Origin of the sequence: Hymenobacter sp. BT188, assembly GCF_014333585.1 — a bacterium.
In the GTDB taxonomy this organism is placed as follows: Bacteria; Bacteroidota; Bacteroidia; order Cytophagales; family Hymenobacteraceae; genus Hymenobacter.
Map to the genome: position 1 here is coordinate 318,892 of NZ_JACSCW010000001.1, position 19,952 is coordinate 338,843.

Sequence of the window (19,952 nt, forward strand, 5' to 3'; positions counted from 1 at the left end):
GCGCTTTTAGGTTAGGTAGTGGCCCAGGCCTTATCGCCTTTTTTGTAGGGCACGCAGCCGTCGTACTTGCCCGGTACGGGTAAATAGCGCAAGGCTTTGGTGCTGCCCACTTCCGAGGTAAAGTAGCCCAGTAGAGTTAACTCCTTGAACATGCGGAAGTAATGGTTGGGGTCTTCCTTGGCCTTGGTCTTGGCGTAGTTTTTCTGTTCCGCATCGAGGGCCGTGAGCAGGGCCGTACGCTGGGCGGCGTCCGATTCCAGAAAGCCTTTGCCATTCTTCTTTTTGGAAGCTTCTTCCAGCTGATCCAGCCCTTTCAGAAAGATCTGCTGATCAGCCGGTTTGTAGCAGTCGCGCACCATTACGGCCATAAAACCGCCTACATCGGCGGCTTTGGCGCCAGGCGAAGAGGTAGTGGGCAGAATGGTGTCGCCCACTTCGTTCAGGTAAGCCACTTGCTCCTGATTGAGAACGGGCTTTAGTTCTTTAGCCGCTGAGGGGCTTTTTTTCGCTGTCTTGGCTTCCTTCTCCTGGCTCGGGGAGGAGCAGCCAGTCAGGAAATAATCGGCGCCGATAATAGTGCCGCCCATGATGAGGGCTACCCGGCCTAATGCGTCTCTTCTATTCATAACGGTGAATTTGTGAAGTGGTGAAATGGTGAGTTGTGGACTATTGACGCTGCCTGGGGGGCAAAATGGTCGTTTCGCAACTTCACAATCTCACTGTTCGCCTTTAGATATTCTGCTTTTTCAACTCGCCCACCGCATGATCTACGGCCCGCGCGGTCAGGGCCATGTACGTCAGCGACGGGTTCTGGCAGGCCGCCGAGGTCATGGCGGCACCGTCGGTCACGTACACGTTGGGCGCATCCCACACCTGATTGTACTGGTTGAGCACGGAGGTCTTGGGGTCACGGCCCATGCGGGCGGTGCCCATCTCGTGGATGCCGCCGCCCAGGTTATAGCCGTTGTTGTAGGTATTCACGTTTTTCAGGCCCGCTTTTTCCAGCATCTCCTTGGCATCCTGCATCATATCAATGCGCATTTTCTGCTCATTGTCGCGAATGGTAGCGTCGATTGCCAATACGGGTAGGCCCCACTTATCTTTTTTGGTTTTGTCGAGGTAGGTGCGGTTGTCGTGGTAGGGAAGGGTTTCGCCGAAGCCGGTCAGGCCCATAGTCCACTTACCAGGCTCGGTGAGAGCATCCTTAAAGTCGCCACCAATGTTCATTTCCGCAATTTCCCGGCTCCAACCTTCCCGGCCGGCGCCGCCCTGGTACCCAAAGCCGCGGATGTAGTCACGTTTGTCGCCAAACAGGTTGCGGTAGCGCGGGATGTAAATACCATTGGCCCGGCGCCCATACACGTACTTATCCTCGTAGCCCTCAGCTTCGCCGCTGGCGCCAGCCCGGAAGTGATGGTCCATCAGGTTGTGGCCCAACTCCCCGCTGCTGCTGCCCAAGCCCTCGGGCCACACGTCGGTGGCCGAGTTCATCAGCACCCAGGCCGAGTTCAGGGCCGAGGCGTTCAGGAAGATGATTTTGGCGAAGTACTCGTAGGTCTGGTTGGTTTCCGCGTCGAGCACTTCTACGCCCTTGGCCCGCTTGGTATCCTTGTCGTAGAGAATTTTGGTGACGATAGAAAACGGCCGCAAGGTGAGGTTGCCGGTAGCCACGGCTGCGGGCAAGCTCGCCGACTGCGTGCTGAAGTAAGCCCCGAACGGGCAGCCCAGCCAGCACTTATTGCGGTACTGGCAGGCCACGCGGTTGTTATGCCCCACCGTAATGTTGGCCGTGCGGCCAATGACCATGTGGCGGTCCTTGTAATTCTTCTTGATGCGGGCGGCCACGTCCTTCTCCACGCAGTTCATCTCCATGGGGGGCATAAATTCGCCGTCGGGGAGCTGGGGAAGGCCGTCGCGGTTGCCGCTGATGCCGGCAAATTTCTCTACCCGACTGTACCACGGCGCCAGATCCTTGTAGCGAATGGGCCAGTCCACGGCGATGCCATCCTTGGCATTGGCCTCGAAGTCATAGTCGCTCAGGCGGTAGGACTGCCGGCCCCACATCAACGAGCGTCCGCCCACCTGGTAGCCGCGAAACCAGTCGAAGGGCTTCACCTCCACGTAGGGGCTTTCCTTCTCCTTCACCCAGAAGTCCAGATTCTGCTCGTTCAGCGTGTAATCGCGGCTGAGCACTGGATAGTCCTCGATCATTTGCTGGGTTTTGCCCCCCCGGTGCGGAAATTCCCAGGGATTTTTGTTGGCGTTCACGTAGTCTTTAACGTGCTCTACGTTGCGGCCGCGCTCCAGCATGATGGTCTTCAGACCTTTCTCTGTCAGCTCTTTGGCGGCCATGCCGCCCGAAATACCTGACCCGATGACGATGGCATCGTAGGTGTTCTTTTCCATAAGGGGGTGGGATAAGGGTAACGGAAGCGCAAGCAATAATCTGAACGGAGCTACACTAAAGTGCGCTTAATATGCGTAATGCTTTTCTGAATGCTGTCGAAGGGCGAGCCGGGCGTTTGGTCCTGCTCTACAAAGTAATATTTCATGCCCGACTTACCAGCCTGCGCAAAAATTTTCTTGAAGTCGATGACGCCGCTGCCCACTTCCGTGAAGTTCTTTTTGGGCGTGTTGTCCATGTCCTTCACGTGCCACAGTGGGAAGCGGCCGGGGTGCTGCTGAAACAGCGCAACGGGGTCTTTGCCAGCTTTCACGGTCCAGAATAAGTCGAGCTCCATCTTCACCAGCTCCTTATCAGTGGCACTAAGAAGCAGATCGTAAGGCACTTTGCCGTTCTGGGGGGCAAATTCGAAGTCGTGGTTGTGGTAGCACATTTGGATACCAGCTTTCTTGGCCCGCTCGCCCGCTTTATTTAGCTGATCGGCCACGTACTTATATTGATCGAGGCCACCGCGCTCGGCTTCCGAGAGGTAAGCGCACACCATGTACTTCACACCGGCCTGGGCGGCATCGTCCACGGCTTTGTCCCAGCCGTGCAGCATGGTGCCTTGTACTGGCTGCCCCTTTTCCTGCTCTTCGCCCAACCGGTAATGACTGCTGGGCATGATCAGCCCATTCTGCTTGAGCACGCCGGCAAAAGCCGTGGGCGTCATGCCGTAAAATTTCTGACTGCCCGTGTAAGTGGCACCCTCCACCGAGTTGTAGCCCATCTTCGCTACGCGGGCCAGCGTACCTGCCGGGTCCTTCTGCATGGCGTCGCGTACGGTGTACAGCTGTAGGCCAATATACGATTTGGGCGCGGCCAGCAAAGCCGGCGAAACGAGTGCGCCGGCAGACAGCAGCGCGGCAGACTTTACAAAGGAACGGCGAGAGGTCATGAGGAGAGGTTGGTGGGAGGGATAGGAATTATATGGTCCTGGCTACGCACTAGGAAAGCAGCAACCAGAGCATAACGCGCTTATGTAAGGTACTCGATCTTCTGTTTATTTATGGTTGATCAGTCGTAAAAAAGGATTTACGACAAGCCTACGGTTCACCAATTTACCCCTCCTTTTTCCGGTAATGCAAGCTTTCTGCAGGGAAAGATCGAATGCTGCTGCGTATCGCTGCTAAGGCTAAACCGCTTAGTGCACAACCCGTAAAGTGCGTTTATTCTGCTTTGATGGGCTTTTTTCAGACTTATAGCGGCCAAAAGGACACGGATAAAAAACAAGTAAGGAGCTTACTTATACAGAAAGGTTTTTGTGCCTGCATTTGCTTTGCCTGGCCCGTAGAGCATTGTATTAGTGCTTGCAGCTACTCTTTTTTCTGATGGAAAATGCATCCCAAATGCATCCGCTTTCTACCTAAGCAGAGCCAGACAGATTGCTGGCATGCATGCTTCCTGATGCTACACTTTTGCTAATGCCAAAGGCCCCACAACGGAGCAGCAAACTGCTGCGCCGTTGTGGGGCCGAAGCCAGAATTCGCACTTCGAATTCTTTCCAGATACTAGTGCGCCGGCTCTGCCATCTGATCAGCGGATACTTCCACCTGCTCGGTAATCTGCTTGCGGCCGGTGAGCAAAAGGAACAAAGCCACCACCGATGTAACAGCCATAATGGCCACCATGGGCACGGCCGTGCCGTTGCTGAAAAGGCTGACCCCCATAGAGGCCAACGCGCCCATCGCCATCCGAATGGCGCCCATTAAAGCGGAAGCGCTGCCGGCTGTGCGGGAAAAAGGAGCCAGGGAAAGTGCGGCGGTATTAGGGCTGCTAAAGCCGAGGCAGCACAGGAAGATAAACAACAGGGCAATAGTCCCATAAAGGCCAATCCAGCCACCGCTGATCAGCACCAGAAACACCACGCCGGTCAGCACCTGACAGATGAGGGCGGCATAGACCAGCTGCTCGTTCTGATAATACCTCAGCATGTAGCTATTTACCTGACTGGCACCAATAAGGCCCACCGACAGGAAGGCGAAAATCCAGCCGTACATCTCGCCACTTACGCCAAAAATCTCCATGAATACCAGTGGCGAGCCAGCCACGTAAGCGAAGAGTCCGCAGAAGGACATGGCGCCGGTAAACGTGTAGGTATAAAACTGGGGCTCCCGCAGCACCGACCAGAAGTTGGTCAGGATAGGCTTGGGTTTTAGCGACATAGTCGTATCCGGCTCATAGCTTTCGGGGAGCCAGAGAAAGGTGGCAACCAGCAGCAGCAAGCCCATGGCGCCCAGCACAATGAACACGCCGTGCCACCCAAAAGCCGCCGTTACGTAGCTCCCGACGGTGGGCGCAATCATGGGTGAAAGGCCAATCACCAGCATAATCAAGGCAAAGACTTTCGCGCTGTCTTTCACCGGGAACAGGTCGCGTATCATCGCCACGGAGGCAACCCCTGCGGCACAACTGCCAATAGCCTGAATTAGGCGCAAGAAAATAAGCCCGTCGATGGTCTGAACGGCCGCGCAGCCGATAGAAGCCAGCACGTACACGGCCAGCCCCACATACAGCGGTTTTTTGCGGCCAAACCGGTCAAGCAGCGGCCCGTACAGCAGCTGGCCCGCCGAGATGCCCACGAAAAAGCTGGATAAGGACAGGGTTACGCGGGCTGCCGTCGTATTTAGGTCTTCGGCAATGGCCGGAAAGCCCGGCAGATACATATCGATGGAAAATGGTCCGAGAGCTGATAGGCTTCCCAGAATCAGAATCAGAAAAAAGTACTGTTGCTTAGACATTGATATTACTGGGGGGCTTTTTTGCCCCTGTTTTTACTGAGGAGGTGTGCGTGTATGAGGTAGCCCGAATAGCCTCGTCGGGGCCAAAAGCCTTGCTCGCTGGAACCAGGTGCCGGGGCGTTTATCACCGACGGATTCGCAATGGATAAGACGTGTGAACGGTCGGAGCGGCCGTATAATTCACCAGAATTAATATTTAAATAAAACACCATTGATTGCTCTTCGTCCGGCTTCAGAGCTAGAAACTAGATATCGGAGTAAGCGGTGGGGCGTAGGAACAGAATGTCAATCTTCGATACGTTGTTCTGATACTCAGGCGCCGCGGCCAGCTTTTTCCACTCCGGGTCTGCGCCGAAGGCTTTCCAGTGCTCGTCGCGGGCCGCTTGATTTTCGAAGGTGGTCAGGTACATGAGGTTGGGCATGCGGCTGCCGGCCACTACGCGGGCGTAGAACACGGCGTTGAAGCCCAGGCGCTCGAACAGCGGTATTTCGCCGCCCTGGGCAAACATGTGCACCTTATTGCGGTGTTGCTTCTCGGTGGCGCTTTCGTAGCTGCGCAGCTCATACACTCGTTCATCCCGCGGCCCTTGCAGTTGCGGTTCCCGCAGGCGCAGCTTATCAGTAAAAGCCTCCAGCTGAATGGTTTCTACGCGGACGTAGGGCGGAGCGGTGTGGACGGCATTCCAGTAGGCAGGGCCGGTTTTGCCAAAGTCCACGTCCTGTTCCAGGCGCTCCGTCACGCGCCCCAGCTGCGCCAGCGACGAGTAGGGGATGAGTACCACCACGCGCCGGTCGGTGGCCGTATCGTTGCCGATGGGCTTGAAAACCCCCACCTTCCGGACGCCCAGCTTGTGCAGTGTCGGCAGAAAAGCCCCCCGCAGAAAAGTTTCCACCTGCTCTTCCTGCTGCACAGTCTTTACGTGATAAATTCGGAGCTGGTACATTTCGCGGTCGGCGGCGGGCCGGTACGCCGACATAGTTAGTAGCGTCGCCAGCACTAATAGCACCGCTCCAATTCTGCTGATCAGCCGCGCTAGGGATAATTTGTTCATAAGACCAAAGGAATAGAAAGTATGAGGGAGATGAGCTAAATATGGAAAAACACGTTACCCCAAACTGGGTGCCCATTTACCCAGAAACCTACTACGTTAAAAACGAGTAACACGCCTGATGCTCCGCTGGATAGACGTGCTCAAATTTGCCAAATACAGCAACCCCGAACCTCCCAGACGGATGGAACAATCGGAAGCGGCATGGGAGGCGCAGCTGACGCCTGCGCAGTTTGAGGTGATGCGGCTGAAAGGCACCGAGCCGCCGTATCGAAACGCCTATTGTCGCTCTTACGAGCCGGGCGTGTATGCCTGTGTTGGCTGCGGCAGCCTTTTATTTAACTCCACTGAGAAGTACCACGCCATTTCCGGCTGGCCCAGCTTCACGCAGCCCATTGCCAAAAATGCCATCAAATACGCCTTCGACAACAGCCACAACATGCAGCGCCTCGAAGCACTCTGCAACGTCTGCAACGCTCATCTCGGCCACGTATTTCCAGACGGACCAGAGCCAAGCGGTTTGCGATACTGCATGAATTCAGTAAGCTTAATTCAGACCGAACAAGTAGCTCTGGGGGGCAAATTTCAGCCTAGCGACGGGAGCGGTAATCGGCTATAATGCCTTCGCAGATCCAATTGGCCAGTGCCTGCCGGTTGTCGGGAATGACAAAGCGGCGCTGGTCTTTGTCGTTGCGGATGTTGCCTAGCTCCATGAAAACGGTCGGGGCGAGGCTGTTGCGCACCACGTACAGCGAATTGCGCGTCGTTACATTGCCCGAGTAAGGCCGGTTGGGCTGGGAGCGTTTGTAGCGCGTGGTAAACGTTTGGTGGATGCGCTGCGCCAACTGCTGGCCTGCTTTACTGTTGGAGTTGTGATAGAAAAACACATCGATATTCTGGCCCGCGCTCCTGCTGTCCACGTGCAACGTCAGCAGGCGCTGGTAAGCGCCTTTATGCCGGGCATGCAGCTTATTTACAGCATTAATGCCCTGGCGCAAACGGGCCAACTGGTTTAGCGGAATAGTTTGGCGCGGATACGTTACCTCGTCGTAATCGGTCTTGAGTACAGCCTGGTCGCGGATGCCGTCGTTGGGGTCCTGTGTAATCATATACACCTGAGCACCGTGCTCCATCAGGGCTCTGGCCAGCCGCAACGTCACGTCATAAGCATACTCATCTTCGGCCAATGCTGCATTGCTATATTGCCCAATGGCCCCCGGATCGGGCCCGCCGTGTCCGGCTGCCAGGTACAAAACAGCCCCCCGCAGCTGCTGGTCGCGGACAACTATGTTAGCGTATCCATTGCCAAACAGCTCCGCCCGCGAAATAGGCGCTGAAGTTCCTCGGGTGGAAGCTTTGGAGTTGGCCGCCTTAGTGTTTGAGCGGGCAGAAGCGGGAGGAAGGCGATATTTTCTGCCGGCAATCAGACCCTGGTTTTTGCTCAGGTTGGCCCGATTCAGCATTAGGAAAGCCTGTACATGCGTAGCCGGATTTAAGCCATGCCGTCGTAACAAAGTATGGGTGCCATCGCCGGGGCGAGCTGTTACCTGGCGAATGACGCCCTGACTAAAAGCCAGAACTGAAGTCAGCAGCAGTACTAGGAAAAGGGAAATAGAACGCAAAAGGAGCAAGCCGTAGGTAGAGAAAATTCGTGTATACCAATATGAGCGTAAAAGTACCGACGGCAGGCTTATAAACATGCTCCACTTAAGTAGATAGCTCATCACCTTCAGTTTCGAACTTATCAGAAAAAGGTGTATTCGCGTTTTTGCAGAAATCGCAAATCGTTCATAATGGGCACATTGCCAGTTATTGCGGCTAACGAGATGTATAATCCCAAGTCAGATACGTATCTGAACACTGCTTTATCTGCCGTCTTTATTCCGCGCTTCTGCCACATGGCCAAATCTGCATCTGAGTCTAGCACTAACTCTTTTACCGGCTTTGTAGAGGTGCGTGGCGCCCGCGAGCACAACCTCAAAAACGTTGATCTGAAAATTCCGCGTGATGCGTTGGTTGTATTCACGGGCGTGTCGGGTTCGGGCAAGTCGAGCCTGGCGTTCGGGACGCTGTATGCCGAGGCGCAGCGCCGCTACCTGGAGTCGGTGTCGCCGTACGCGCGGCGGCTTTTTCACCAGATGGCCGTGCCCGAGGTCGATGCCATTGAAGGCCTACCGCCAGCAGTAGCTTTGCAACAGCAGCGCGGCACGCCCACCACGCGCTCCTCGGTGGGCAGCGTCACTACGCTTTCCAACCTCGTGCGCATGCTTTACTCGCGGGCCGGCGACTATCCGGCGGGGCAGGGGATTATTTATGCCGAAGCATTTTCGCCGAATACGCCCGAAGGCGCTTGCCCCACTTGTCATGGCCTGGGCCGCATTTACGAAGTAACCGAGCGCTCCATGGTGCCCGATGACTCACTCACGATTCGGGAGCGCGCCATTGCCGCCTGGCCCCAGGCCTGGGGTGGGCAAAATCAGCGCGATATTCTGGTTACGCTCGGCTACGACGTGGATCGTCCTTGGCGCGAGCTACCGCAAAAAGACCGCGACTGGATTCTGTTCACGGATGATCAGCCAGTGGTGCCGGTGTACCCAGGGTACTCGCCGGCCGAAACCCAGCGCGCCCTGAAGCGGCGCGAGCCACCAAACTACATGGGCACTTTCAGCAGCGCCAAGCGCCACGTGCTGCACACGTTCGCCACCACGCACAGCCCGCTGATGAAAAAGCGGGCCCTGCAATACATGCTCAGCACCGAGTGCCCGCTCTGCCACGGCAAGCGCCTACGCCCCGAGTCTTTGTCGGTGAAGTTTGCGGGACTGGATATTGCCGAGCTTTCGCATCTGCCCCTGAAGCGCTTCGCCAGCCTGTTGCGCCCCTACGCCGACGGTACGCACACCGGCCGCAAAAAGCACGATGCCGCCCACCCCGAGCAGGTTATCGTAGCCCAGCGCATCGCTGCTGATTTGGTTGCACGCCTTGCGGTGCTGCTCGATCTGGGGCTGGGCTACCTGTCTTTGGAACGTAGTACGCCTACTTTGTCACCGGGGGAGCTGCAGCGCCTTCGGCTAGCTACTCAGTTGTATTCCAACCTGTTTGGCGTGGTGTACGTGCTCGATGAGCCTTCTGCCGGCCTGCACCCATCGGATACGGAGGCATTGCTCACCGCGCTGGCAAGCTTGAAGCAAAGCGGCAATTCCTTGTTTGTGGTCGAGCATAATCTGGACGTCATTCGGCAGGCCGATTGGCTCGTGGATGTGGGTCCGGCTGCCGGCGAGCAGGGCGGGGAAGTACTATATAGTGGGGCGCCCGCCGGATTAGCGGAGGTGACTTCTTCGCAAACTCGCCGTTATTTATTCGGCCAAGAAAAGCCCCCCACGCGTCAGTCGCGCACACCAAGCGGCTGGCTGCGGCTGGCTGGCGTCACGCGTAACAACCTAAATGAGCTGGATATAGAGTTTCCGTTGGGCGTGCTTACCACCGTTACTGGTGTGTCAGGCTCAGGTAAATCGAGCTTGGTTAGCCAAGTGCTGGTGGAGCTGGTAGCTGAGCATCTGGGCCAACCCATTGAAGCGGAAGAAGAGCACGAAGGCGACGAGTTGGTGCGGGCTGCACCCATCGCCACTGGGGGGCAAATTGTGAGCGGCATGGAAAATATCAAGCGGCTGGTACGCGTCGATCAGAAGCCGATTGGCCGCACGCCGCGCTCCAACATGGCCACCTACACAGGCCTCTTTGACCACGTGCGTAAGCTGTTTGCCGCTACCAAAATGGCCAAAGCCCGCCGCTACGATGCTGGTCGCTTTTCCTTCAACGTAGCTAAAGGCCGCTGCGAAAATTGCCAGGGTGAAGGCTTCGTGATGGTGGAATTGCTGTTTCTGCCCAGTGTGTACGCACCTTGCCCCGTATGCCACGGTGCCCGCTACAACGCCAAAACGCTGGAAGTCACTTATCAGGAGAAGAACATTGCCGAGGTGCTGGGCATGACCGTGGACACGGCCTGGGAGTTCTTTGCTGCCGAGCCCACTGTGCAGCGTGCCCTCACGGTATTGCGGGAAGTAGGTCTGGGCTACCTGCGGCTGGGGCAACCCGCTACCGAGTTGTCTGGTGGTGAGGCTCAGCGTATTAAGCTCGCCACGGAGCTACAACGTACCCAGCGCGGTACTTCTCTTTACGTACTCGACGAGCCTACTACCGGCCTGCACCCCTCCGACGTAGAAAAGCTCATGGCCCAGCTCGACGGCTTGGTAGAAGCCGGCAACACGGTCATCGTGGTAGAGCACGACATGCGCGTAGTAGCCGGCAGCGACTGGGTTATCGACATGGGCCCCGGCGCCGGCGATGAGGGTGGCCAGGTAGTAGCCGCTGATTCACCCGACAAATTAGCCAGGAGTAAAACCAGCCGTACAGCTTCGTATTTAGCACGCTTTCTCGGTGAAGGGCAGTAACTAAAATAAACACTCTATCAACCAGAACGTCATGCAGAGCAACGCGAAGCATCTCACGTGTTTACTAGGAGTACTAATTAGACATCAACACGCGAGGTGCTTCGCTGCCGCTCTGCATGACCGCCGGACTTATATTTCATTCCCAGTCTGGCCACGCATCAGGGCAGTTCTTAATTCTAGTTCAATAAAATCCTCGCATTGTGCGTCCTTTGCGGGCCTTCATTCTTCTGTTTTGTGTGCCTATGCCGGCTAATCTTTCTTTAAGAACCGTTGATGTGACGCGTTATGTGATGCCGCTACGTGAAGGTGGCTCCCTGCCAGCTTTGGCAGAGGCCGATGATGGGTTTCTGTACGTTTTAAAGTTTAGAGGAGCAGGGCAGGGAATTAAGGCTCTTATTGCCGAACTCATTGTGGGCGAGTTGGCGCGGGTGCTGGGCCTGCGCGTGCCGGAGCTGGTGTTTTGTCAGCTCGACGAAGCTTTCGGACGCACCGAGCCCGATGAGGAGATTCAGGATTTGCTGCGTGCCAGCACCGGCGTCAATCTGGGGCTGCACTACCTTTCGGGCGCTATCACCTTCGACCCGCTGGTTACTACTATCGAGCCCTATCTGGCCTCCCAGATTGTGTGGCTGGACTCCCTGACGCTCAACGTGGACCGCACCGCCCGCAATACCAATATGCTAATGTGGCACAAGGAGTTGTGGCTGATTGACCACGGTGCGGCTCTCTATGTGCATCACGCCGGCTCGGGCTGGGCTCAGCCGGAACGTCAGCGCTCTTTTGCCCAGGTGAAAGACCATGTGTTGCTGTCGAAAGCCGCCGAGCTGGAAGCCGTGAACACTGAAAGCCGGGCTTTGCTTTCTGGTGATGTTATTCGGGAGATTGTGGCCCTGGTGCCCGATGAATGGCTCCTGGAAGCTTTTTCAGCGGAGACTACGGCCCAGGAGCAGCGGACGGCCTATGTGGATTTTTTGGAAGCCCGTCTCGCCGCATCAGATACTTTTGTTCAAGAAGCGCAGCATGCCCGACAAGCACTTATTTGAGTACGCCGTTCTGCGCGTAGTGCCGCGCGTGGAGCGAGAAGAATTCCTCAACGTCGGCGTCATTGTGTACTGTCGGGCGCAGGGCTTTTTGCAAACACAGTTTGAGCTGCCTGAAGCCCGCCTGCGCGCCTTTGCTGGCGACCAACTGGATATGCAGGAGCTAACCGACCGCTTACGGGCGTTCGAGCGAATCTGCCGGGGCCGCCCCGAAGGTGGTCCCATTGGTCAATTGTCCATTGCTGAGCGGTTTCGCTGGCTTACGGCCACGCGCAGCACCGTAGTGCAAACCTCACCTGTACATCCCGGCCTCTGCGAAGATGCCGCCGCTACGCTGGCGCGTTTACACGCACAGCTTGTGCAGTGAAATCATGTCATGTAAGGCTATGGCAACATGCTGACAGAATAGCCAGTCGGTATTGCAGCTGAAAAAAGCCCCCTAGAAAAATTATAGCCAATCTTCTACCAAGCTAAAATGCTATTCATCAATCAAGTATGTCTGTTTCTGAAGTAGAAAAGAACGAGAAAGTTAAATTTCCCAAAATCAGTCCTTGGTATGGTAGTTGGGGCTGTGGTTGCTACGCCGGCGTTTAGAGGCGGCAACTAGCAAATTTGGGGCAGGGAGGTCAGGTTGAGTATGTCGAATAACTATAATATTTATTATGAGAATCCTGTAGGGCGGGCCGTGGATGACCCGATGGGTTTTGCCCGCCTTACGTATCAGGCTGGATTGCGGCCCGAGGATGGATTTAAGGCCCTGCTCGGCCAGGTAACGAAACTATTAGCTCAGCGTGAGGATGGCTGTCTGCTGATAGATCAGCGGTTGATGGCTCCCTTTACGCCCGAAGAGCAGCAACATGTGATTCAGCAGTGGCTACCACGTACTGTAAAGGAATGTGGTTACCGCTATGGCGCCGTGCTAGTAGCGCAAGATGTGTTTGCACGCCTCGCTACAGCCACTGTGATAGCTGCCGTGCGCGACTTATCTATTACATACCAATACTTCGAGCAGGAAGCCGAGGCCATCACTTGGCTTATGAGTCAGCAGCGGCAAGCTGTAAGGGCATAGTTTAGAGCTCAATAACAATGTAAGGAAAGAAGGCCTGAACGGTCATCCCACTACGGAATGGGATGACCGTTCAGGCCTTCTTTGCGTATGAGGGGGCTTATTTACGTGCCGCTTATCCGTTTGCTATGAGTCAGGTATTGACTGCCGCGCCCCTCGCGTCTGCTACGCGAGCGCGCATTGCCATTGCGCTATTTTTCTTTGTGTCTGGATTTGGGTTTGCTACCTGGGCATCACGCATTCCATTCATCCAACACCGGCTTGGGCTGAATGAAGCTCAACTGGGGGGCGTTTTGCTGGCCCTGCCGGTTGGCTTGATGCTCACACTGCCTGTCACGGGGCAGTTATTACAGCGCTTTAGTAGCCGTCATGTGATGATGGCGGGCGCGATACTCTACAATGTTGCATTGGCACTTTTAGGTTTTGTGACTCAAACCTGGCAGTTAGTGGCCCTGCTGTTTTGCTTCGGTTCCTCTCGCAATCTGCTCAACCTGAGTGTGAACGCGCAGTCGGTGGGCGTACAAACTTTGTATGACCGCTCCATTATTGCTTCTTTTCATGGAGTATGGAGCGTGGCGGGGTTTGCGGCAGCAGGAATAGGTACCTTATTAATCAGGGGGTCGGTGCCTATTAGCTACCACTTCTTGGGTGTCGCGGTGCTGCTTACGGCGCTGTCGCTGGCGTTTTTCCCTAATGTGTTGGCCTTACCGCCGTCGCCGCCGGCCACAAAGTCGCGCTTTTCCTGGCCTGACAAGCGTCTGCTGAAATACGGCCTTATTACGTTCGCCTCCATGGCCTGCGAAGGGACACTTTATGACTGGACGGGCGTGTACTTTGTACAGGCCGTGCACGCACCCAAGGAGTTAGCAACATTGGGCTTTACAGCGTACTTAATTGCCATGACCACAGGCCGCTTCCTCGGGGACTGGGGAATAAGCCGTTTTGGCACCAAACCCATGCTGCGAGCCAGCGGCATGTTAATGACAACCGGCTTACTGCTGGCCGCAGCTTTCCCAACGCCGTTGCTGGCTGGTTTCGGGTTTGTGCTGGGTGGCCTGGGCGTATCGTGCGTAGTGCCACTGGTGTTTGGGCTCGTTGGCAAAGCCAGTCCTGAGCGTGCTGGGGCCGCTATTGCTTCCGTCTCGACTGTGAGTTATTTCGGTTTCCTGATCGTGCCGCCGCTGGTGGGGTTCGTGGCTAAAGCCTCTAATTTGCGCTGGTCGTTTGCGTTGGTGGCGCTTTTGGGCGGTCTGGTGATCTGGCTGGTGCCCAAGCTACGGGAGGAGGTGTAGAAAAGCCCCCCGACAATTGAGCGCGCACTACTAGGCACCAAGCTGAACAACGGCCTTTGCCACTTCCTGAGCGTATATGGTAGCCATCACCTCAACATAACAGCATGGACTACATTCGCTTAGGGGCCTCGGGCCTTCAGGTTTCCAGAATCTGCCTGGGTACAATGACCTATGGTGCGCCCACCGACCGCTGGCCGTGGGCTCTCAACGAGGAGCAGAGCCGGCCTTTCATTCAAAAAGCATTGGAGCTGGGAATCAACTTCTTCGATACGGCCGACGTGTATTCCAACGGTGCCAGTGAGGAAGTAGTCGGTCGTGCCCTGCGCGACTTTGCCTCCCGCGACGATGTGGTTATTGCCACCAAAGTATTTAATGCAACGGGGGCAGGACCCAACGATAAAGGTCTGTCGCGCAAGCACATAATGAAGGCTATTGATGCCAGCCTCAAGCGCCTCGGCACCGATTACGTTGACCTATATCAGATTCACCGCTGGGATTATAATACGCCCATTGAGGAAACACTTGAAGCTTTGCACGACGTGGTGAAAGCAGGCAAAGCGCGCTACATCGGTGCCTCTTCCATGTTTTCGTGGCAGTTTGCACAGGCGCTGTATTTGGCCGATCTGCACGGCTGGACGCGGTTTGTGAGTATGCAGCCCCACTACAATCTAGTATATCGGGAAGAGGAGCGCGAAATGCTGCCACTGTGCCAGGATCAGAAGATTGGGGTCATTCCGTGGTCGCCGCTGGCGCGGGGGCTGCTCACGGGTAAGCGCACCAAGGCGCGCAACGAAACCGAGCGCGCCCGCACTGATATTTTCGGTCAGGCGCTGTACTCCCGCGACGATGACTTCGACGTGGCGGCCCGCGTGATGGAAGTGGCCGAAGCCCGCGGTCTGCCCAATGCGCAGGTAGCGCTGGCCTGGATGCTGTCGAAGCCCGTTATTACGGCGCCCATTATCGGGGCTAGCAAAACCGGCCACCTCGAGGATGCTGTAGCCGCTCTGGATGTACAGCTTTCCGAGGATGAGATTACCCGTCTGGAGGAGCTGTATTTACCGCATCCGGTGCTGGGTTTTGCCTAAATAGGCCGCTACATACCTGTATTTCTAGCTATGAAAACCTTTCTCTTATTGCTCTTGCTGAGCCTGGCTGCCTGCGCGCCTGAGCAGGTAAAAAGCATCACTCAGCAACCGGGCGTCGATTTTACAGTTTACAAAACTTACAACTTTATGGATGTGAGCGCCCGTAATGAGGCTGCTTTTGAGGGTCCCGGTACGGGCATCGAAAACCTGAAGCAAGCCGTGAGTCGCGAGATGTCACGGCGCGGCTATCAGCAGTCCGATGCGCCGGACTTGTGGGTTAATATCGGCGTAGTGACTCAGGACAAAAAGCAAACCCGCCAAACCACTATTCGTGAGGCGCCTTATTATATCGGGCAGCGCAACTACCGCTGGCAAAGTCAGGATGTGGTAGTGGGCACCTACGAGGAAGGCACCGCCACCGTGGAAGTGGTGGATGCCGCCCGCAACGAGCTTATCTGGGAAGGCTCGGTAGCCAGCATTCTGACGCCCGACCCCGGCAAACTTACCAGACGCATCAACGACGCCATCACGTCGTTGTTTGATAAATACCCAGTTCCGCCCCAAGGCTAATTCAGTTAGCTACTTCCAAAAAAGCCCTCCAATGCAATGATTGGGGGGCTTTTTTGGAAGTAATGCAGCAGCTAGCGAAGAATTGAACCATCGGTACGTTTCTTCTCGTCCTACCTTTGCCGGATGTACACGCTTGATCAACTGCGCGCCGGAAAGCTGACCGGCACCAAACGCCTCGATTTGTCTGAAGGCCTGACTGAGTTTCCCACTGAGATTTTTGACCTAGCCGACACGCTCGAAATCCTCAATCTTTCGGGCAATAAGTTGTCGAGCTTGCCTGACGACTTAGGGCGACTAAACAAGCTTCGTATTCTGTTTTGCTCAGATAATCAGTTTACCAGCGTGCCCGAGGTGTTGGGGCAATGCCCACAGCTGAGCATGGTTGGGTTTAAGGCAAACCAGATTCAGACCTTACCGGCGGCGGCGCTTACACCTGCCTTACGCTGGCTTATCCTCACCGATAACCAGCTGACCAATTTGCCCACCGAACTGGGCAACTGCCAGTACCTGCAGAAGCTCATGCTGGCCGGCAACCAGCTTACGGAGCTGCCTGAGAGCATGGCCACGTGCACTCGGCTGGAACTAGTGCGCATTGCGGCCAATCGGTTTGCGGCATTGCCCCAGTGGCTTTTGTCCTTGCCGCGGCTGTCGTGGCTGGCATACGCGGGCAATCCTTTCAGCGAGGAAGCTGAAGTGGCGGCCGTGGCTCAGCACCCTATTGCCACCATCGATTGGAATGCGCTGACGCTAGAGCACCAGCTGGGCGAAGGTGCATCGGGGGTTATTTATCAGGGGCAATGGCAACGCAAAAATGCTTCTCCGCAGGCCGTGGCCGTGAAGCTGTTTAAAGGCGCCGTGACCAGCGACGGGCTGCCGCGTAGCGAAATGGCCGCTTGCATCAGTGCGGGCGCTCACCCCAATATGGTAGCGGTGGGGGGCAAAATTGGCGGTCATCCTAAGGGTACTGAAGGCTTGGTGTTGGAATTGATTGACCCCGACTTCCGAAACCTTGCCGGCCCGCCCAGCTTCGTATCGTGCACCCGCGACGTTTACACAGATGGCACAACATTTAGTATAGAAGCCGTCGTGCAGATTGCGCACGGCATTGCGGCTGCCGCTGAGCATCTGCACGAGCGCGGCATCATGCACGGCGACTTATACGCCCACAATATTCTGACTACGGAAGCCGGCGCCAGCCTGCTCAGCGACTTCGGCGCCGCATGCTTTTTCGATCCCGAGAACGTAGCAACTGCCTACGCCTTGCAGCGCCTGGAAGTGCGTGCTTTCGGATGCTTGCTGGAGGAGCTAGTAGAACGCTGCCAGGGCTCTTTGACCTTAACTAATACTATTCTGGATACGCTAGAGGACCTCCAGCAGCGGTGCGCGCTACCCGATGCGCCGACGCGGCCCTTATTCGCGGAAATCCGGCAGACGCTGGCGGATTTACAGTAGGTCACGCAGCCGCGCCAAATACAAAAAAGCCCCCCAAACCGACATCTGGGGGGCTTTTTACAAGGAGAAAATTAACCTAACTTTTCTTCTTGCTGGGGGCCTTTTTCTCAGGTGCTTTGCTGGCTTTGGCATCTTTCACCGGGAAGCCACGCTCGCGCATCAGGGCTTCCGTTTTTGGGTCGCGGCCACGGAAGGAACGGTAAGCTTCGGCAGGATCCACGGTGTTGCCCACAGAGAAAATCTGCTGAGTAAGACGCTTGCCCACGGCTTTGTCGTAAGGGCCGCCGGCCTCGGTGAAGGCGCCATACGCATCGGCCGCAATTACCACCGACCAGAGGTAGCTGTAATAGCCAGCCGAATAGCCGTCAGACGAGAAAACGTGCGAGAACTGCGGTGTGCGATGGCGCATTACGATTTCGCTTGGCATGCCCAGCTGTGCCAGGGTTTCGCGCTCAAACTTATCGGGGTCAATCTTCTGATCACCAGCCAAATGTAGCTTCATATCAATGAGGGCACTTGCCAGAAATTCGGTAGTCTCGAAGCCCTGATTAAATGTCGCAGCCTTTTCAATGCGATCAACCAAGGCTTGCGGAATCGGCTTGCCAGTCTGATAATGCACAGCGAAGCGCTGGAGCACCTGCGGCGTAGAAAGCCAGTTTTCCAATACCTGCGACGGGAACTCTACATAGTCGCGCACTACACTCGTACCCGATAGAGTAGGGTAAGTCACGTTGGAAGAAAGACCATGCAACGCATGACCAAACTCGTGGAAAAGGGTCGTAGCATCGGTCCAGGAAATCAGAGTTGGCGCACCGTCTTTGCCCTTCACGAAGTTGGAGTTGTTCGAAACGATAGTAGTGACTGGCTTGCCATCCATGCGCTCCTGCTTACGATAGGCGTTCATCCAAGCGCCGGAACGCTTGCCGGGGCGTGCATACGGGTCAAAGTACCAAAGGCCTACCGGCTTGCCGGACGTCTTATCTTTCACTTCCCACACCTTCACATCGGGGTGGTACACGGGCACGTTGGTGACGGGGCTAAAAGTGAAGTTGAACAGCTCGCCAGCCACCCAAAACATGCCTTCGCGCATCTTGTCGAGCTGCAAATACTGCTTTACCTCGTTTTGGTCGAGGTCGTAGCGGTCTTTGCGCACTTTCTCGGCATAGTAGCGGTAGTCCCAAGGCTCAATCTTGAAGGTAGCACCTTCCTTTTTGGCCAAAGCCTGCATGTCGGCCACTTCCTCTTTCACGCGCGCTACGGCCGGGGTCCACACTTCTTCCATCAATGCCATCGCCTTTTCGGGCGTTTTGGCCATGGTATTATCGAGGCGTAGGTGGGCGTGGGTTTTGTAGCCTAATAGCTTAGCCCGCTCAGCGCGCAGCTGCAAAATCTGGGTAATCAGAGCGTTATTGTCGTGAGCACCGCCATTGTCGCCGCGGCTGTAGAACATGCGCCAGGCCTTTTCGCGCAGCTTGCGCTGATCGGAATAGGTAAGGAAAGGGTCGATGGAAGAGCGTGTGTTGGTAATCACGCCAGCGGCCGACAGCTTGCGGTCAGCGGCAGCTTTGGCCGCATCTTCGCGCAGAGAAGCTGACAAACCACCAAGGTCGGCGGGCGTTTTCAGCACCAATACAGAGTCGGTTTCATCAGCCAATACATTCTGGCTGAAGCGGGTGAAATGACCGGCCAACTCCTGGTTAATAGCCGACAAGCGCGTCTTCGCTTTCGCATCGAGCTTAGCACCGGCGCGCACGAAGTTGTTATAATAAACAAACGCTAGGCGCTGCTGCTCGGGCGTCAGCTTCTTTTTGTCGGGCGAGTTATATACCGCCTCAATGCGGCGGAAAAGCGGTTCGTTCTGGGTGATCTGGTCGGAGAAGGCGGCCATCTTGGGGGCCATTTCTCGCTGCACCAACTGCACTTCCGGGTTGCTCATGGTCCCGGTCCAAACGCCGTACACGGTCTGCACTTGGTCTAGGGCTTGGCCGGCGCGTTCTAAAGCGGCAATCGTATTCTCGAAGTTAGGAGCCTGTGAGTTGCCGGCAATTGCCTGAATTTCTTTCAGGTTTTCGGCCATAGCAGCCTCCAGAGCCGGTTTGAACTGAGATACCTCCACCTTGTCGAAGGCTGGTACGCCACCGTAAGGACCAGCCCAAGGGGCTAATAAGGCGTTATTGTCGGGGCGAGTGGCCGTGGCTGTAAAAGTGGGGGGCGTTGTTTGAGCGTGGCTGGGATTTGGGTTCACAGAGGCAGCAAAACTGAAGGTGAAAAGGGTGTTTGCCAGTAAAAGCCTACCAGGAGAAAAAAGCGGTTTGGGCATAAGTTGGGAGGTAGTTGATAAGTCAGTTTGAGCCTGAAAGGTAAGAAGGAACGCTTCGGTTCCTTTTAGCTCGCCGCAGTTTGCTTACGCTTGCAAGCGGCCTTCCTATGTATGTTAGCCCGGCGTAGAGACGCGTATTCGCGTCTCAGTCGTTGCTGAGGTTGTTTAGTTAGTGCATCACCAGTCGTTCAACGATTAGACGCGAATACGCGTCTCTACCGCAGGATATGCCTTTCGAGAAATATTTTTCTCACTGCCTGTAACCTTGGCCAAATCGCGCAGTTACCAACGCCGCATACGGTCGCTGCTCTTACCGCCCATATCATTTGAAAAAAAAATTTCATCCGGCTGTAACGTTTCGACTTCGTTCTGGTAATCGCCTCATTCAATACCCTGACTCTCGTTTTTAGTACCCTGCTAGCTTATCATCTATACAGCAAATTTCT

The 19,952-nt window shown here is 55.7% G+C and carries 16 protein-coding genes; 9 read left to right on the top strand and 7 right to left on the bottom strand.

Annotated elements, in window-relative coordinates:
• Window positions 1-11: 11 nt before the first annotated feature.
• The 5 genes from H8B13_RS01340 to H8B13_RS01360 all read right to left on the bottom strand — a co-directional run bounded on the left by H8B13_RS01340 (window position 12) and on the right by H8B13_RS01360 (window position 6,236).
• Window positions 12-626 carry a gluconate 2-dehydrogenase subunit 3 family protein gene (locus H8B13_RS01340; protein WP_187309031.1) on the bottom strand — a complete coding sequence of 205 codons (615 nt, stop codon included), beginning with the start codon at window positions 624-626 and terminating at the stop codon, window positions 12-14.
• Window positions 627-729: 103 nt separating this feature from the next.
• Entirely contained in the window at window positions 730-2,406 is a 1,677-nt protein-coding gene (locus H8B13_RS01345; RefSeq protein WP_187309032.1) for a GMC oxidoreductase, read from the bottom strand.
• A 50-nt stretch (window positions 2,407-2,456) separates the two neighbouring features.
• Complete coding sequence (locus tag H8B13_RS01350) at window positions 2,457-3,341, bottom strand: sugar phosphate isomerase/epimerase family protein (protein ID WP_187309033.1); 885 nt, start codon at window positions 3,339-3,341, stop codon at window positions 2,457-2,459.
• Between the two features lie 613 nt (window positions 3,342-3,954).
• Window positions 3,955-5,184 (bottom strand): multidrug effflux MFS transporter, encoded by a 1,230-nt coding sequence (locus tag H8B13_RS01355; protein ID WP_187309034.1) that lies wholly within the window; start codon window positions 5,182-5,184, stop codon window positions 3,955-3,957.
• Between the two features lie 245 nt (window positions 5,185-5,429).
• Complete coding sequence (locus tag H8B13_RS01360) at window positions 5,430-6,236, bottom strand: NIPSNAP family protein (protein ID WP_187309035.1); 807 nt, start codon at window positions 6,234-6,236, stop codon at window positions 5,430-5,432.
• Window positions 6,237-6,354: 118 nt separating this feature from the next.
• Here H8B13_RS01360 and msrB point away from each other — a divergent pair, with 118 nt between their 5' ends.
• Window positions 6,355-6,852, top strand: coding sequence for a peptide-methionine (R)-S-oxide reductase MsrB (gene msrB / locus H8B13_RS01365; RefSeq protein WP_187309036.1), 498 nt, complete (start codon window positions 6,355-6,357; stop codon window positions 6,850-6,852).
• On the opposite strand, the gene H8B13_RS01370 is transcribed toward msrB, so the two are convergent.
• A complete protein-coding gene (locus H8B13_RS01370; RefSeq protein ID WP_410054426.1) occupies window positions 6,824-7,855 on the bottom strand; it encodes an N-acetylmuramoyl-L-alanine amidase in 1,032 nt (343 codons plus the stop codon). The genes msrB and H8B13_RS01370 overlap by 29 nt on opposite strands.
• 276 nt (window positions 7,856-8,131) lie before the next feature.
• Here H8B13_RS01370 and uvrA point away from each other — a divergent pair, with 276 nt between their 5' ends.
• The 8 genes from uvrA to H8B13_RS01410 all read left to right on the top strand — a co-directional run bounded on the left by uvrA (window position 8,132) and on the right by H8B13_RS01410 (window position 17,186).
• Window positions 8,132-10,681, top strand: a complete 2,550-nt coding sequence (gene uvrA / locus H8B13_RS01375; RefSeq protein WP_187309534.1) for an excinuclease ABC subunit UvrA — start codon at window positions 8,132-8,134, stop codon at window positions 10,679-10,681.
• Between the two features lie 242 nt (window positions 10,682-10,923).
• Window positions 10,924-11,724 (top strand): HipA family kinase, encoded by an 801-nt coding sequence (locus tag H8B13_RS01380; protein ID WP_187309038.1) that lies wholly within the window; start codon window positions 10,924-10,926, stop codon window positions 11,722-11,724.
• Window positions 11,702-12,088: a DUF3037 domain-containing protein gene (locus H8B13_RS01385; RefSeq protein ID WP_187309039.1), complete on the top strand. Its 387-nt coding sequence runs from the start codon at window positions 11,702-11,704 to the stop codon at window positions 12,086-12,088. Before H8B13_RS01380 ends, H8B13_RS01385 begins: the two co-directional genes overlap by 23 nt.
• A 270-nt stretch (window positions 12,089-12,358) precedes the next feature.
• Window positions 12,359-12,790 (top strand): hypothetical protein, encoded by a 432-nt coding sequence (locus H8B13_RS01390; RefSeq protein WP_187309040.1) that lies wholly within the window; start codon window positions 12,359-12,361, stop codon window positions 12,788-12,790.
• A 125-nt stretch (window positions 12,791-12,915) separates the two neighbouring features.
• Window positions 12,916-14,079, top strand: coding sequence for an MFS transporter (locus tag H8B13_RS01395; protein WP_187309041.1), 1,164 nt, complete (start codon window positions 12,916-12,918; stop codon window positions 14,077-14,079).
• A 104-nt stretch (window positions 14,080-14,183) separates the two neighbouring features.
• On the top strand, window positions 14,184-15,164 hold the full coding sequence (locus tag H8B13_RS01400; protein WP_187309042.1) for an aldo/keto reductase: 981 nt from the start codon (window positions 14,184-14,186) through the stop codon (window positions 15,162-15,164).
• Between the two features lie 30 nt (window positions 15,165-15,194).
• Complete coding sequence (locus H8B13_RS01405; RefSeq protein WP_187309043.1) at window positions 15,195-15,734, top strand: DUF4136 domain-containing protein; 540 nt, start codon at window positions 15,195-15,197, stop codon at window positions 15,732-15,734.
• 123 nt (window positions 15,735-15,857) lie between these two features.
• On the top strand, window positions 15,858-17,186 hold the full coding sequence (locus tag H8B13_RS01410) for a leucine-rich repeat-containing protein kinase family protein (protein WP_187309044.1): 1,329 nt from the start codon (window positions 15,858-15,860) through the stop codon (window positions 17,184-17,186).
• Between the two features lie 76 nt (window positions 17,187-17,262).
• Here H8B13_RS01410 and H8B13_RS01415 read toward each other — a convergent pair whose 3' ends face one another.
• Window positions 17,263-19,431, bottom strand: a complete 2,169-nt coding sequence (locus H8B13_RS01415) for a M3 family metallopeptidase (RefSeq protein ID WP_315985094.1) — start codon at window positions 19,429-19,431, stop codon at window positions 17,263-17,265.
• Window positions 19,432-19,952 lie beyond the last annotated feature (521 nt).